Annotated in this window: 13 protein-coding genes; 10 read left to right on the forward strand and 3 right to left on the reverse strand. The window is 70.5% G+C overall.

Annotation, left to right across the window (positions count from 1 at the left end):
* Positions 1-34 precede the first annotated feature (34 nt).
* The 3 genes from ACFWX1_RS08620 to ACFWX1_RS08630 form a co-directional block, all read right to left on the reverse strand.
* Positions 35-1,009, reverse strand: coding sequence for a glycine betaine ABC transporter substrate-binding protein (locus ACFWX1_RS08620; RefSeq protein ID WP_378385279.1), 975 nt, complete (start codon positions 1,007-1,009; stop codon positions 35-37).
* A gap of 29 nt (positions 1,010-1,038) precedes the next feature.
* Entirely contained in the window at positions 1,039-3,408 is a 2,370-nt protein-coding gene (locus ACFWX1_RS08625) for an ABC transporter permease subunit (protein WP_378385281.1), read from the reverse strand.
* Between the two features lie 177 nt (positions 3,409-3,585).
* Entirely contained in the window at positions 3,586-4,449 is an 864-nt protein-coding gene (locus tag ACFWX1_RS08630; RefSeq protein WP_378385283.1) for a TetR/AcrR family transcriptional regulator, read from the reverse strand.
* Between the two features lie 101 nt (positions 4,450-4,550).
* Between ACFWX1_RS08630 and ACFWX1_RS08635 the strand changes: the two genes are divergently transcribed.
* The 10 genes from ACFWX1_RS08635 to ACFWX1_RS08680 all read left to right on the forward strand — a co-directional run bounded on the left by ACFWX1_RS08635 (position 4,551) and on the right by ACFWX1_RS08680 (position 15,120).
* A complete protein-coding gene (locus tag ACFWX1_RS08635) occupies positions 4,551-4,997 on the forward strand; it encodes a hypothetical protein (RefSeq protein WP_378385285.1) in 447 nt (148 codons plus the stop codon).
* Between the two features lie 32 nt (positions 4,998-5,029).
* Positions 5,030-5,425, forward strand: coding sequence for a GNAT family N-acetyltransferase (locus ACFWX1_RS08640; protein WP_378385287.1), 396 nt, complete (start codon positions 5,030-5,032; stop codon positions 5,423-5,425).
* 148 nt (positions 5,426-5,573) lie between these two features.
* Positions 5,574-7,775: a hypothetical protein gene (locus ACFWX1_RS08645; protein ID WP_378385289.1), complete on the forward strand. Its 2,202-nt coding sequence runs from the start codon at positions 5,574-5,576 to the stop codon at positions 7,773-7,775.
* Positions 7,776-7,867: 92 nt separating this feature from the next.
* Positions 7,868-8,248 carry an ArsR/SmtB family transcription factor gene (locus ACFWX1_RS08650; protein WP_378323835.1) on the forward strand — a complete coding sequence of 127 codons (381 nt, stop codon included), beginning with the start codon at positions 7,868-7,870 and terminating at the stop codon, positions 8,246-8,248.
* Between the two features lie 81 nt (positions 8,249-8,329).
* The gene (locus ACFWX1_RS08655) at positions 8,330-8,800 is read left to right on the forward strand and encodes an NADH-quinone oxidoreductase subunit B family protein (RefSeq protein ID WP_378385291.1); all 471 of its coding nucleotides are present in this window, start codon (positions 8,330-8,332) and stop codon (positions 8,798-8,800) included.
* Positions 8,797-10,800 carry a proton-conducting transporter membrane subunit gene (locus tag ACFWX1_RS08660; protein ID WP_378385293.1) on the forward strand — a complete coding sequence of 668 codons (2,004 nt, stop codon included), beginning with the start codon at positions 8,797-8,799 and terminating at the stop codon, positions 10,798-10,800. Before ACFWX1_RS08655 ends, ACFWX1_RS08660 begins: the two co-directional genes overlap by 4 nt.
* Positions 10,797-11,756 (forward strand): respiratory chain complex I subunit 1 family protein, encoded by a 960-nt coding sequence (locus ACFWX1_RS08665; protein WP_378385295.1) that lies wholly within the window; start codon positions 10,797-10,799, stop codon positions 11,754-11,756. Before ACFWX1_RS08660 ends, ACFWX1_RS08665 begins: the two co-directional genes overlap by 4 nt.
* A 192-nt stretch (positions 11,757-11,948) precedes the next feature.
* Positions 11,949-12,179: a hypothetical protein gene (locus tag ACFWX1_RS08670; RefSeq protein WP_378385297.1), complete on the forward strand. Its 231-nt coding sequence runs from the start codon at positions 11,949-11,951 to the stop codon at positions 12,177-12,179.
* The gene (locus ACFWX1_RS08675; RefSeq protein ID WP_378385299.1) at positions 12,176-13,648 is read left to right on the forward strand and encodes a proton-conducting transporter membrane subunit; all 1,473 of its coding nucleotides are present in this window, start codon (positions 12,176-12,178) and stop codon (positions 13,646-13,648) included. The genes ACFWX1_RS08670 and ACFWX1_RS08675 overlap by 4 nt, the downstream gene beginning before the upstream one ends.
* Positions 13,645-15,120 (forward strand): NADH-quinone oxidoreductase subunit C, encoded by a 1,476-nt coding sequence (locus tag ACFWX1_RS08680; protein WP_378385301.1) that lies wholly within the window; start codon positions 13,645-13,647, stop codon positions 15,118-15,120. The genes ACFWX1_RS08675 and ACFWX1_RS08680 overlap by 4 nt, the downstream gene beginning before the upstream one ends.
* Positions 15,121-15,142 lie beyond the last annotated feature (22 nt).

Below are 15,142 nucleotides of genomic sequence, written 5' to 3' on the forward strand. Positions count from 1 at the left end.
TAACGAGACGAAAGTCCCCTTCAGCACCCGCCGGTCAGCCGATGAAGCCCGCGGCCTTCAGCCAGTCGTGTGCCACCGCGTTGGGCTTCTGGCCGTCGACACTGACCTTCTTGTTCAGATCGGTCAGCGTCTTGGTGTCGAGTTTCGCGGCGATACCGGCGAAAACCTGTTCCAGCTGCGGGTACTTCCGCGCCAGCGGAGTGGCGACCGTGATGGCCGGGTTGTAGATCGGGAAGAAGTGCTTGTCGTCTTCCAGCACGGTCAGCTGCTGGCCCGCGACGCGGCCGTCGGTCGAGGCGACTTCGCCGAAGCCGCACGTGTCGCCCTTGCCGACAGTCGGGTAGATCACCGCGTCGTTCACGAGGTGTTCCTGCGCCGGCGGAAGAGTGAAGCCGTAGGTCTTTTCCAAGCCGGGGAAGCCGTCGTCGCGGCTTTTGAACTCGGGACCGATGCAGGTCGACGCGGCGGCCGGGTTCGACTTCACGAGCGCCGCGTAGTCGGACAACGTCTTGACCCCGGTCTGCTGCAACGCTTTCTGGTTGGCCGCGATCGCGTAGGTGTCGTTGGCGGGGGAGCGGGCCCACCAGGTGATGTTGTTGGCCTCGTCGGCTTTCTTGACCGCGTCGTACTGTTCCTGCGGATCGGTGATCGGCTTGGTCTGCTTGAGGAAGCTGATCCACGCGGTCCCGGTGTACTCCCAGTACAGATCGACGGCGCCGGTCGTCAGCGCCTGCCGGACGTTGCTCGATCCGGTGATGTTGGTCTTGTCCTGCGGGCTCGCCCCAGCCGCCTGCAACGCGACGACGGCGATCTGCCCGAGCAGCAGCTGTTCGTCGAACTCCTTCGAGCTGACCTTGATCTGCACGCCGTTCAGCGCGTCGATCTTCTTGATGGATCCCTCGCCGACCTGCGCGCCGCCGGAGTCCTTGCCGATCGTGCAACCGCCGGCGAGCGACACGGCCGCGACGAGCGCGAGCACGACGGCGACCGGGCGTGGGGGCTTGCGCATGGACTTGCTCCTTCTCGTGGTGGGTCGGGTCAGGTGCCGCGTGGTTTGAGGAATTCCTCCACCACGAGGCCCAGCCAGTCGGCGAAGAGCGCGAGCGCGGCGACGATCAGGCCGAAGGTCAGGCTCAGTGCCGGGCGGTACAGCCCGATCCCGGCGACGAGCCCGCCACCGAGCCCACCGCCGTCGATGAACGTCGCGAGCGTGGCACTCGCGACCGTGAGGACCAATGCGGTGCGGATCCCGGCGAGGATCACCGGGACGGCCAGCGGCAACTCGATGCGCCACAGCACCGCGGCCCGCGACATGCCCATGCCGCGCGCCGCGTCGGTGACGGCCGGGTCGACGCCGTCGAGCCCGACGATCGTGTTGCGCAGCACCGGAAGCGTCGCGTAGACGACCAGCGCGGTCACCGCGGTCGCGGTCCCGGTGCCGGTCCACAGCGCGAGCAGCACGACGAGGCCGATGGACGGGATGGCCTGCCCGAGGTTGCCGAGGCCGAGGCCGAACGGCTTGAGCCAGCGGGTGGAGCGCCGCGTGAACAGGATGCCCAGCGGCACCGCGAGCACGACGGTGAACAGCGTCGAGATCAGCGAAAGCCGGACATGCGCGCCGAGTTCGGCGAGGATCTCCTGGCCGTTGAGATAGCGCTGTTCGATCGAATCGATCGGCTGCGCGCGCATCACGAGGAACAACGCCAGCATTCCCGCGGCCAGCAACGCGGGCCGCACGAGCAGCCCGAGCCACCGGCGGCGTGGCGGTTCCCCTGTGGTGGCGCGGGAATCCGGTTCCGGCTCCCGCTGCTCGACCACGATCGGGGGAGTGTCGTCCGCCGGCCGCAGCGTCGCGACGAGGCCCGGCAGGCCGCACACGCCCAGCGGCCGGCCGTCGTCGGTCACCAGCACCTCGGTGCCGCCACCGTGCACCATGACGTCCAGCGCGTCCCGCAGCGTCGCGTCGGCGGGCAGCGACCGCAGGCCGTCCGAAATCGCTGGTACCGCACCGAGTTCGACGTCGCGCAGCCGGATCAGCCCGAGCCGCTTGAGGTTCCGCCCGTTGCCGATGAAGCTCGCGACGTAGTCGTCGGCGGGCGCGGCGAGGATCGCCTCCGGGGTGTCGTACTGCGCGATCACCGAACGGGGACGCAGTACGGCGATGCGGTCGCCGACCTTCACCGCCTCGTCGAAATCGTGCGTGACGAACACGATCGTCTTGCGCACTTCCCGTTGCAGGCGAAGGAATTCGTCCTGCAACCGGGCACGGGTGATCGGGTCGGTGGAGCCGAACGGCTCGTCCATGAGCAGGACCGGCGGATCGGCGGCCATGGCCCGTGCCACCCCGACCCGCTGCCGCTGACCGCCGGACAGCTCGTGCGGATACCGGCCGCCGTACTCGGGTTTGAGGCCGACGACTTCCAGGAGTTCGCGCACGCGCGCGGCGATGCGCCCGCGTGGCCAGCCGAGCCGCCGGGGCACCACGCCGATGTTGCCCTCGACGCGCAGATGCGGGAACAGGCCGATCTGCTGGATGACGTAGCCGGTGTCCCGCCGGTGCGCGTCGACGTCGAGGGCCGAAACGTCCGTGCCACCGACCGTGATCCGGCCGGCCGTGGGCTCGACCAGGCGGTTGATCATCCGCATGGTCGTCGTCTTCCCGCAGCCCGACGGCCCGGTCAGCACCACGATCTCCCCGGCGGGAATCCGCATCGTGAGGTCGTCGACGGCGGGGGAGGACTGCCCGGGGTAGCGCTTGGCGACGCCGTCGAGTTCGATCGCTTCCCCTTGCCTCCCACCGGTTTCACCTCCGGCGGCCGCGGGGACGGCGGCCCGCCGCCGCCGGGTCGTCAGCTTGCCCAGCAGCACGAACGCGAGGTCGAACAGCAACGCCAGCACGACGATGCCGAGCGTCCCGGTCAGCACCTGGTTCAGCGAGTTGACCGAGCCGAACCGGCCGAGGCCGTCGAAGATCTCGTTGCCGAGGCCCGGCCCCTTCACATACGCGCCGATCGCGGCGATGCCGATGGTGATCTGCGTCGAAACCCGGATACCGGACAGGATCACGGGCCACGCCAGCGGCATCCGGACCCGCCACAGCAGCCGCGCGCGGCCGAGCCCCATTCCCTCGCCCGCGTCCACGATCGCCGGATCGACGCCGCGCAGTCCGACGATCGTGTTACGGGTGATCGGCAGCAGCGCGTAGAGCACGAGCGCGAACAGCACGTTGGTGATCCCGAGCCCGAAGGGACCGATCAGGATGCCCAGCAGCGCGATCGACGGGATGGTCAGGAACGCCGCGGTGGTCGTGGTCGCCAGCGCGGCGAACAGCGGGCGCCGGTAGGTCAGCACGCCGATCGTCACCCCGATGAGCACGGCGAACGCCATCGCCGCGAGGGTCACGTCCACATGGAGGATCGCGTCGTTGACGACGTCGATCCAGTTCTCGCGGAGGTAGTCCCACAGGCTCAGCGTCCGCTCCTCTTCGGTTGTGACCGACTCCCCAGTAACCGGTTCGGGTGACAGCGGACCATGACGGCAGGTGTCCTGTCCACCGTTCCGGCCCTGGCGAAGGGGGCCGCCGGGTCAGGTCCGCGTCCAGTCTCCCGAGGTCAGCAGCTCGCGGGCCGCCACGGCACGCTGCTCGTCCCAGACGACGCCGGGATCGGGCTCGAAGAACGTCAGGGTGACTCCGGCCATGCCGAGCGCGGGCTGGGACCACTCGGCCGCCTCGGGGGCGCCGAACGGATTGGCCTGGAATCGAGTCGTCGCGATCGCGGGGTTCGCGGGGGCCATCAGGATCAGGCCGCGCATGGTCGCGGTGGCCAGCGTTGCGACCGTCTCGTAGGACGCGTCGAGTTCCGGCCGCAGGCGGAGCCCGAGCAGGGTCGTCACCTGCCGGTACGCCGTCGCGATCCCGGCGATGAGGGCTTGTTCCGACGTGGCCAGCGCGCTCTGGACCTCGTCGCGGAGTTCGCCGTCGGGCAGGCTCAGGAACGTCGCGTGCAGCGCGAAGTAGGTGCGCCACTGCGCGGATCGGTGGAACAGCTCGAACTCGTCGAGCGCGCCGTGCCGCAGGGCTTCGGCCGCGACGGCGAGACGGCGCTCGGGCGTCTCGATCCAGTCCAGCCGATCGAGCACGACGCGGCCGATCGCGGCGAGCGCGTCCGGATTGGCGCCGATCTCCGGACTGGTGCCCTTGGCCAGTTCCTTGAGCAGATCGCTGAAGAACAGGTCCTTGTACGGCCAGCGGCGGTAGGCCGCGCTGCGCGAGACGCCGGCGTCGCGGATCACGTCCTCGAGGCTGATGTGGTCCAGGCTCACGGTCAGGCCTGTCTCAGTGACCATCGCCGTCGCCGCCTGCAGCATGCGCTGGCCGGTCTCCTCGTCCGACAGGCGGCGCCTGCGCCTGGCCAGGCCGGTGCCCGGCGGAGGGGTGTCCTGTTTCACGGTGGCCGGTCCCTTCAAACTTGGGATACGATGTCTCAAGTTCAGTATTTGAAACTCTTACTCGCAGGAGGATAGTCCTGCGGAGGAATCGGGGGACGCACATGACCGGGACAGGGGATCGGCGGGTCCTGACGGCCGCCTACGTCGGGTTGGCTCTCACTGTCGTCGCGACACTCGCCGTCGTCATCGGGAACGACGCGCTGCTGCGGCATCTGCACGAGGTCGAGGACGGCTGGATAGCGCCCGACAAGGTGGCCGTCACCCACTCCGTCGTCGCCACCTATCTCTACGCGCTCGGCGGCCTCGGCGTGGTGTCGTGGCTGCTGATCGCGTGGATGGTCAAGACGGGGAAGCGGGGGACACGCGTGGTGGCCGTGACGCTGCTCCTGCTGGGCGGCGGAATCGCCGTCATGAACCTGCTGATGGAGGAGTACGGACGGCGGGTCCTGCCGACGCTGCTCGGCGTCGCCGGAGTCCTGCCGTGTCTCGCCGGGCTGGCCGTGGTCGGCCTGCTGTGGCGGCCCCGGCGCGTCGCCGTCGCGGCCTGAAAACCGTTGGCCGGGGCCGGGATCATGGGGACATGGAGATCGACTACGGCTGGCGGGCCCGGCTCGCCGACGACGAACTGGCCGCGCTGACCCGCTCGCACGGGGGCGCCGCGGAAGCGGGCTGGTGGGACAGGATCAGGGCGCACAGTCTCGGCTGGGTGACCGGTCGCGAGCTCGGCGGGACACTGGTCGGCTTCGTCAACGTCGCGTGGGACGGGGCCGACCACGCCTTCCTGCTCGACCCGAAGGTTCGGCCCGATCGCCAGCACCGGGGGATCGGCACCGAGTTGGTACGCCGCGCGGCGGCGGGCGCCACCGAGGCGGGCTGCGAATGGCTGCACGTCGATTTCGAAGAACACCTCCGGGATTTCTACTTCGGCGCGTGCGGGTTCCGTTCCACCGATGCGGGTCTCATCGCGTTGCGCTGACTTCCCATGCCGCGAAACGGACTCTTTCCCATATCGAAAACGTCGCGAGCCCGCCGCATCCGAGTGAACCGCGCTCCTTGCACTAACGGAGTGTATTCATCGGCGACTCCGGATTGAACGTGGTGATCGCGGGTGTGCGGGAGGGGCGATGGTGGAGCGAGAGGGATTGACCGGAAACGATGCCAGGTTGTGGGAGCACGTCGGAGAGGGTGGCGCGGTCGACTTCGACGGCAAGGGGCAGGACCTGGCAGCAAAGGTCCTCTGTCATGTGCTCTTGACGAAGATCGCCGATCGGGATTGCCGGAAACTGGTCGTGCGCAACGCCGTTGTCGCGGGTGCGGTGAACCTCGAAGCCGGGAAGCTGCTTTTTCCCGTCGAGTTCCGCAAATGCCGTTTCGGTGAACCGGTCGGCCTGTGCCAGGCGCAGGCGCCCGCCATCGGATTCGTGGAGTGCGGGCTGTCCGGTATTCGCGCCGAACAACTGCAAACGGACTTCAGCTTCGAGGTCCGCGAATGCGAGGACAAGGGCGGCATCAACCTCATGGGAGCGCATGTCAAGGGGCAGGTCGACTTCATGGGCACCCGGCTGCGCCGCTCCGACGGCCCGGTACTGCGCGCGGACGGGATGCGGGTGGATCAGGACATGCGGTGCTCCGGCGGCTTCCAGGCCGACGGGCCGGTCAGTCTCATCGGAACACATGTGGGTGGTCAGTTCCAGTGCAGCGAAGCCAAGTTCGTCAGTCCGGGCGGGGTCGCGCTGGAGGCGAGCGATCTGGTCGTCGAGGAAAACGTCTGCTGGAATCGCGGCTTCCGTGCCGTCGGCTCGGTCCGGCTCGCGGGCGCGCGCGTCGAGGGGCAGCTGACCTGCACGGGGGGCCGGTTTCGCAACCGCGACGGTATCGCGCTGGACTTCGACGGATTGACCGTGGGGCAGGACGTGCGGTTCGACGATGGTTCCCATGTGGACGGTAGCGTCAATCTGACCGGCTGCAAGGTGGGCGGGAGATTGGATCTCACCGGGGGCACCTTCCACAACGTCGGTGGTGTGGCGCTGGATCTGGCGCGGGCTTCGATCGACCAGAACATGATCTGCCAGAGCGGTTTCGATCTCGTGGGGAAGGCCCTGCTCGCCGGTGCGAAGATCGGCGGTGGCCTGTGGTGCGAGGGCGGGAAGTTCGACAACGGTGCCGACGTGGTCATCGACGCGACCGGGCTCACCGTGCAGCGGGATGTGAACTTCTGTTGCACGGTGACGGGAGAGGGGTTCCGGGCGGTGGGTGAGGTGGTGCTGAGCGACGCGGCTATCAACGGCTCGCTCAGGTGCTCGGGCGGGCACTTCATCAACTCCGGCGACGGGGCACTGACCGCGAAGGGGCTGGAGGTCACTCGCGATGCCCTGTTCGACGATCATTTCGTCGCCGAGGGTGAAGTCGACCTGACGGATTCGAAGGTCGGCGGCAGACTCAGCTGCACGACCGGGCAGTTCACCCATCGTGGCCGGGCGCTGGTCGCCGATCGCGTCATCGTGCGGCAGTCGGCCGAATTCCGGGAGGGGTTCCGGGCGGACGGCACGGTGTCGCTCCGGGGCGCGCAGATCACCGGGGACCTCGATTTCACTCGCGCGGAACTGACCGGCAGCCACGAGCAGGCTCTTGTTCTCAAAGGCGTGGTGGTCGGGAGAACGCTCACCCTGCGCTTCAAGGAACGGCCCACCGGCGAGGTGGACCTGTGCCGGGCTCAGGTCTGGCACCTCGACGACAGGGGGACCGACTGGCCGGAAAGTGTGCGGCTGTACGACTTCGTGTACGGGACCCTGCCGCAGGACGAGGCCGGCGTCCCGACGGTGGCGGAGCGGCTCGCGTGGTTGAAGCGGAATCACCGCTACATGCCCCAGGTCTACGCTCAGCTCGCTTCCGTTTACCGGACCGCCGGTCTCGACGACGAGGCCATCAAGGTGGCGGTCGCCGGGGAGACGGTCCGGCGTGCTTCGAGAAAGGGGCCGCTCGGAAGGTTCCTGCGCCTGGTCGGTGGCCTGTCGCGGTGGACGGTGCAGTACGGCTACCGGCCGCTCCAGGTACTTTGGTGGCTGCTGGCCCTGCAGTTCGCGGGCACCGTCGCCTTCACCGTGTTCAGCGGGGTGCACCAGCTCACGCCACGGAAGGACGCGACGGGGACCAACGAATTCCTGTACACCCTCGATCTGCTCGTGCCCGTGGTGAACCTGAAACAGCGGGATCTGTGGATCGCCAGTGGCGCCGCCGTCTGGGTGTCCTCGGCGTTCGTCGTGGCGGGATGGGCTCTCGCGCTGAGCCTCGCTGTGGGAGCCGGGCGGATCTTCAAAGCCCGGTAGCGCGGCGTCCGGTTGCAGGCTCTTTCGGACTTGCTAAGGTTGGCAAGTGTTGAACACCGTACCGGACGGTGCACTCTCCGGGAGGAGCGTCGGTGAGCAGGCCCCTGTACCAGTTGAAGGCTGACTTCTTCAAGACGTTGGGGCATCCCGCGCGGATCCGCGTGCTGGAGCTGCTGTCCGAACGAGAGCACGCGGTGGCGGAGATGCTGCCGGAGGTGGGCATCGAGCCGGCGAACCTTTCGCAGCAGCTGGCGGTGCTGCGCCGCACGGGCCTGGTGACGACCCGCAAGGAAGGGTCGAGCGTCTACTACTCGCTGACCAGCCCCTACGTGGCGGAACTGCTCGCGGTGGCGCGCCGGATCCTCACCGGTGTGCTGTCCGGGCAGGTGGAACTGCTGGACGACCTGCGCACCCCGGCTCCGGCTCCGGCCACCGGGCGGCGAACGCGAAAGTCGAACGCACGGGGCGGCTGACCCGCCACCGCCCCGCCGATCACTGGCTCGTTGCCCGCGGGGCGGCTTCCCCTCTTTCGTGTGCGCAGGTGGGAGTGGTCGATGCTGGGTTTGTGGCGCATGATCCGCCGGACCGGCCGGATCGCCGAGCCGGCGCCGGAACGTCCGGACGGCGTCGCGGCGCTGGGCGGTTCGGTGCAGGTGCGGCATGTCGACGCCGGATCGTGCAACGGATGCGAGGTCGAGATCGCGTCGGCCTTCGGCCCGGTCCATGACGCCGAGCGGTACGGGGCGAGGCTGGTCGCGTCACCCCGGCACGCGGACGCGTTGCTGGTGACGGGCCCCGTGACGCGGAACATGGCCGAGCCGTTGCGCCGGACCTACGACGCGGTGCCCGGTCCGAAGGCCGTCGTCGCGGTCGGGGACTGCGCACGGAACTGCGGCGTGTTCGCGGGCGGCTACGGCGTGGCGGGCGCGGTCGGCGACATCGTGCCGGTCGACCTCGAGATCGCGGGCTGCCCACCGCGGCCGGAGGCCATTGTGGAGGGACTGCGGAAGCTGACCGGTCGGTGAACCTCACGGCGGCGGGCCTCGGCGCGGCCGGGGCGTTCGGAGTGCTGAGCGCGTTCGCGGGGTTGCTGGTGCCGCGTCCGGCGCGCGCGGTGGCGGTGGGCGCCGGGACGGCGTTGACCGGCGCGGCCGGGGTCACGGCCGGGGTGTCCGCGGTGGCGGGGACGTCGTTTTCCGTTTCGTGGCAAGGGCTTCTCCCGCTTTCGGGGGTTTCGCTGACGCTCGACGCGCTGGGTGGCCTGTTCGCCGCGGTGATCGGGGCGGTGGCGGTCGCGGCCGGGATCTACGGCGTCGGCTACGCCAGAGGCGGCCCTGATTCCCGGGTGATCCAGGCGGTGTTCCCCCTGTTCGTGACGGCGATGCTGCTGGTGCCCGCGGCGGCGAGTGCCGGGACGTTCCTGGTGTGCTGGGAGCTGATGGCCGCGACCTCGCTGGTGCTGGTGCTCGCGGACCACCGGCGGCGCCCCGAGGTCGCGGCGGCGGGCCGGTGGTACGCGGTGATGACGCACCTCGGCTTCCTGACCATCCTTTGCGGACTGATGATCTTCACCGCGTACGCGGGTGGTGACACGTTCGCGATGCTGCGCCAGGCGCACCTTTCCCCGGTGATGTCCGGGATCGTGTTCGTGCTGACGCTGACGGGTTTCTCCTCGAAGGCGGGCGTCCTTCCCCTGCACGCGTGGCTCCCGCGCGCGCATCCCGAGGCGCCGAGCCACGTTTCGGCCCTGATGTCGGCGGCGATGGTGAACCTCGGCGCGTACGGCATCGTGCGGGTCGGGTTCGATCTGCTCGGCGGCGGCCCGCGGTGGTGGTGGCTGCTGGTGCTCGCGCTGGGGGCCGTTTCGGCGGTATACGGGATCCTGCAGGCGGCGATGAGCACCGACCTCAAGCGCCTGCTGGGATACTCGACGACGGAGAACCTGGGGCTGGTGCTGGCCGGGATCGGCGCGGCCGGGATGTTCGCCGCCTCGGGACAGCGGACGCTGGCCGGGCTGGCGCTGGCGGCGGCCCTGCTGCATGTGGTGAACCACGCCGCGTTCAAGACCCTGCTGTTCCTGGCGGCCGGTTCGGTGCTGCACGGTACGGGCAGCCGCGATCTCGACGCGCTGGGCGGGCTGCGGGCCCGGATGCCCGCCACGACCGCCTTGTTCGGCGTGGGGGCGCTGGCGGCCTCGGCGCTCCCGCCGGGGACGGCGTTCGTGTCCGAATGGCTGTTGCTCCAGGCACTGATCCACGGGCTGCCGGCGGCCGGGGTGGCGACGGCGATCGCGATGCCGGTCGCGGTGGCGGCGGTCGCGCTGACCGCGGGACTCGCGGTGGCCACGTTCGTGAAGGCGTTCGGTGTCGGATTCCTGGCCAGGCCCCGGTCCGCCGCGGCGGAAAACGCTCACGAAAGCCCGCCGAGCATGGTGGCCGGGATGGGCGTCGCGGCGGTGGCTTGCGCGGTGCTGGCCATGGTGCCGACGCTGGTGCTCCCCGGTGTCGGCGCCGCGTCCGGGTTCGGTGACCCGGCGGTGCGCGGGGCGGTGACACTGCGGCTGGCCGGAGTCGCCGGATCGCTGTCGCCATTGCTGCTGGCGCTCGGGTTGACGGCCGGGGTGATCGTGATCGTCGCCGCGCTGCGTGCCGTCGCGGTACGCGGGGCGCGCCGGGCGGAGAAGCGGCTCTGGGACTGCGGCGGCGGCCCGATGCCGGCGCGGACGGAGTACACCGCGACGTCGTTCGCCGAACCGCTGCAACGGGTCTTCGACGACGTGGTGCTGCCCGAGACCGACGTCGACGTCGACCACCACGAGGAGTCGCGCTACCTGGTACGGGCCGTGGAGTACCGGCGCCGGGTGCCCGACCGCGTCGAACGGTGGCTGTACCGCCCGGTGCTGACCGCCGTGACGGCCTGGGGCCGGGTGGGTGGACGGCTGGCGACGGGCAGCGTGCACCGTTACCTCGGCTACGGCTTCTCGACCGTCGTGGGCGTGCTGATCCTGCTGGCGGTGACGCGGTGAGCGGGTTCTCGATCGCGGGCGCGGCGGTGCAGCTCGTAGTGGTCGCCGGCGGCGCGCCCTTGCTGACCGGGGTGATGCGCCAGGCACGGGCCCGGCTCGAGGGCCGGGCGGGCGCGGGGATCGCGCAGCCGTGGCGGGACCTGCTCAAGCTGCTGCGCAAGGAGCGCGTCGCCCCGCGCGGGACGAGCGAAGTGTTCCGCTTCGCCCCACTGGTCCTGGTCTCGACGACGCTGGTCGTGGCGGTGGTGGCGCCGTTCGTGAGCACGACCTCGGTGGCGGGACCGGTGGCCGACCTGTTCGCGGTGGTGGCGCTGCTGGCGCTGGGCACGGTGGCGCTGGCGCTGGCCGGGCTGGACACCGGGACGGCGTTCGGCGGCATGGGCGCCAGCCGCGAGATGACGATCGTCGCGCTGGTCGAGCCGACGCTGCTGGTGGCGATCTTCGCGCTTTCGGTGCGGGTGGGCTCGACGAACCTCGGCGCCATCGTTTCGTCCACTGTGGACGATCCGGCGCGGGTGATCTCGCCGGTGAGCCTGCTCGCCGCGGTCGCGCTGATCGTGGTGATCATCGCCGAGACCGGGCGCCTGCCGGTGGACAACCCCTCGACGCATCTGGAACTGACGATGGTGCACGAGGCGATGATCCTCGAATACGCCGGGCCGGACCTGGCTCTGATCGAGCTCGCCTCGGCGATGCGGTTGTCGGTGTTCCTCGGCCTGCTGGCGAATCTGTTCGTGCCGTGGGGCATCGCCGCCACGGCCACCCCGCTCGCTGTGCTCGTCGGCGTGATCGCGCTCGTGGTCAAGGTCGGCGTGCTGGGCGTGCTGCTCGCGGTGGCCGAGGTGTTCCTGGCCAAGCTGCGGCTGTTCCGGGTCCCCGAGCTGCTGGCCGGGTCGTTCCTGCTGGCGCTGCTGGCAGTCGCGGCGTCCTTCTTCCTCGCCCAGGGAGTGTCGTGAACGAGACGGGTTATGTGCAGGTGCTCGATCTCGCGGGCGGTGCGCTGCTGCTGACCGCGGTGCTGATCCTGTGGCGCCGCGAGTTCGCGGTGATCGTGCGGGTGTTCGTGTTCCAGGGGCTGGCGCTGGCCACGCTGGTCGCGGTGCTCGCCGCGCACGAGCACTCCGCCGAGCTGTGGATCGTCGCCGCGGGTGGTGACCCGGCGCCGCGCGCTGTCCCAGCTCGTCGGATTCCTGTTGCTGGACAACGGGATCACCGCGGTCGGATTCCTCACCACGAGCAGTGCCGGGCTGATCGTGGAACTCGGCGTGTCGCTCGACGTCCTGCTCGCCGTGCTGGTCCTGCGGATCCTCACCAGCCGGATGCGGGAGACCTTCGGCGGCACCGATCTCGACGAGCTGCGGGAGCTGCGCGACTCATGATCACTCTCACCGCCTTCGTCGTCCTTCCCCTGCTCGGTGCGCTCGTCCACGCGGTGTTCGGCTGGCGGCGGGCCACCGTCTGGACCGGCGCCGTGGCCTCGGGGCTGATGCTGGCCGCCGCGGCCGCCACCGCTGCCGACGTGGTCGGCCACGGGGCGCGCGAGGTGCTGGGCGGGCTGCTGCGGGCCGACGCGCTGTCGGCGTTCATGCTGCTGGTGATCGGCGTGGTCGCACTGCTCGCCACCGCGGCCACGCCCGCCCACCTGCGACGGGAAATCGCCGCGGGCCGCGCGACGGCCCGGACGGCGGCCCGGCACAGCCTGCTGGTTCAGCTGTTCCTCGCGGCGATGGGACTCGCCGTGCTGGCGGCGAACCTCGGCGTGCTGTGGGTGGCGATCGAGGCCACCACCATCGTCACCGCCTTTCTCGTCGGCCAGCGCCGCACCCGGCACGCGGTCGAAGCGGCGTGGAAGTACGTGGTCATCTGTTCGACCGGGATCGCGCTGGCGCTGCTGGGTACGCTGCTGCTCGACTACGCCGCGGCCTATGCGGGCAGCGGCATCGATCTCGCGTCCCTCTCGGCCCACGCGCGCGACCTCGATCCCGGGGTGACGCGGATCGCGGTGGCGCTGCTGGTCCTCGGGTTCGGGACGAAGGCGGGCCTCGCGCCGCTGCACGCGTGGCTGCCGGACGCGCATTCCCAGGCGCCGGCGCCGGTGTCGGCACTGATGTCCGGTGTGCTGCTTTCGGTGGCCTTCTACGCCATCCTGCGGGTCAAGGTCATCGCCGACGGCGCGCTCGGGCCCGCTTTCGCCCGGACGCTGCTGGCGGTCATGGCGCTGGCGTCGCTCGCACTGGCCGCGTCGCTGCTGCTGGCACAGCGGGACTACAAACGGATGCTGGCCTACTCCAGCATCGAGCACCTCGGCCTGATCGCGCTCGGCGCCGCGATCGGCGGCCCGCTCGCGTCGGCGGCGGTGCTGCTGCACATCCTCGGCCACGGGCTCGCGAAGGCCGTCCTGTTCCTGGGCGCGGGCCGCGTTCTGCAGGGCGTCGGCACCAGCCGCATCGCCGGTGTCCGCGGCCTCGCCGCGCGCGGGCCGGTGCTGGCGGGCTGCGTCGGGTTCGGTGTGCTGGCGCTCATCGGGCTGCCCCCGTTCAGCCTATTCGCGAGCGAGCTCGGCATCGTCCGCGCCGGGTTCGCGGTGGGGGGCCTGGGCTGGGTCACCGCCGCCGCGCTGGTGCTGGTGCTGGTGATCGCGGCCGCGCTGATCGGGCACACCGGCGGCATGGTGCTGGGCGCCCCGCCGGAGGGACCGGGCACCGCGACCGCTCCGATCCGGCTCTCCCGGGCCTCGGCGACGGCGCTCGTCGGGGGACTGCTGCTCTGCGCCGGGCTCGGCGTCACGACGGGCCCGCTGACCACTCTGCTGCACGCCGCGGCCGAACTGCTGACGAGGACACTATGACCGGCTCGACGATCCTCACCCCAGGTGATCTCCCCGCGCGGGCGGAGGCGTTGCTCGGCGAAGGGTTCCGCGTCGCGCTCGTCGCCGGGCATGACGACGGCGACCGGCTGCGCGCGGTGTACCTGTTCACCGCGGCGGGCCCGGACCGGCGCGTCGAGCTGCACGTCCCGCTCGACAAGGCCGATCCGCGGGTGCCGAGCCTGGCCGGCCTGTCGTTCCCGGCGGGCCGCTTCGAGCGTGAGATGCGTGATCTGTTCGGGATCGTGCCCACCGGCCATCCGCTGCCGCGCAGGCTGGTGCGGCACTTCCACTGGCCCCAGGGCTGGTATCCGATGCTCGGCGACGCCGGGGAGCCGCCCTCGTTCGGCGATGTCGACGGCCCGTACCCGTTCCGGGCGGTCGAGGGCGACGGGGTGTACGAGATCCCCGTCGGCCCGGTGCACGCCGGAATGATCGAACCGGGCCACTTCCGGTTCTCCGTGGTCGGCGAGACCATCCTCAACCTCAAGGCGCGGCTCTGGTTCGTCCACAAAGGACTCGAAAAGCTGTTCCATGGCCGCGGGCCCGCGGAAGCGATCGAGATCGCCGAGCGGGTCAGTGGTGACACGGCCGTCGGTCACACGCTCGCCTTCTGCCTCGCCGTCGAGGACGCGCTGGACGTCGTGGTCCCGGACGACGCGGTGCGCCTGCGCGCGATCCTGCTGGAGCTGGAACGGATGTACAACCATGTCACCGATCTCGGTGCGCTGTGCAACGACGTCGGGCACGGCATCCTCAACGTGCACGCCCAGCGGGTCCGCGAACGGCTCCTGCGGATCAACGACCAGGTGACCGGGCACCGCCTGCTGCGTGGTGCCGTCCATCCCGGCGGCACCCGCGTCCGGCGGCTGCCCGATCCGGACGAGCTGGCCGTGATCGGTGCGGACGTCGAGGAGATCGCCGGTCTCGCGCTGGCCAACGCCGTGGTGGCCGACCGGTTCACCGGCACCGCGGTGCTCACCCGCGCTCAGGCCGAGGACCTCGGCACACTCGGCTATGTCGCTCGCGCCAGCGGCGTGCGGCAGGACGCTCGCGCCGGCCACCCGGTGTTCGGCTCCGGGTTCGCCCCGGCCGCGCACAGCCGCACCGACGGCGACGTGCTGGCGCGCTTCATGGTCCGCGCCGAGGAAATCCAGGCCGCTGTCGCGCTGATCACCCGTCTGGTGGCAGACACCGGCGAACTCGGCCGGACCGTGGCGCTGCGCCGGTTCCCCCGCGCGCGCTCGGGGGTGGGCATCGCCGAAGGCTGGCGGGGCACGATCGTCCACCGGGTCGAGATCGACGCCGGCGGCAGGCTGAGCCGGGTCAAGGTGGTCGATCCCAGCTTCTTCAACTGGCCGGCGCTCCCGGTGGCGCTCGCCGACACGATCGTCCCGGACTTCCCGCTCACCAACAAGAGCTTCAACCTGTCCTACGCGGGCAACGACCTGTAGGCCGCGGCTCCGGGTGTGGCTC

Origin of the sequence: Amycolatopsis sp. NPDC059021, from assembly GCF_042739895.1 — a bacterium.
Classification (GTDB): Bacteria; Actinomycetota; Actinomycetes; order Mycobacteriales; family Pseudonocardiaceae; genus Amycolatopsis.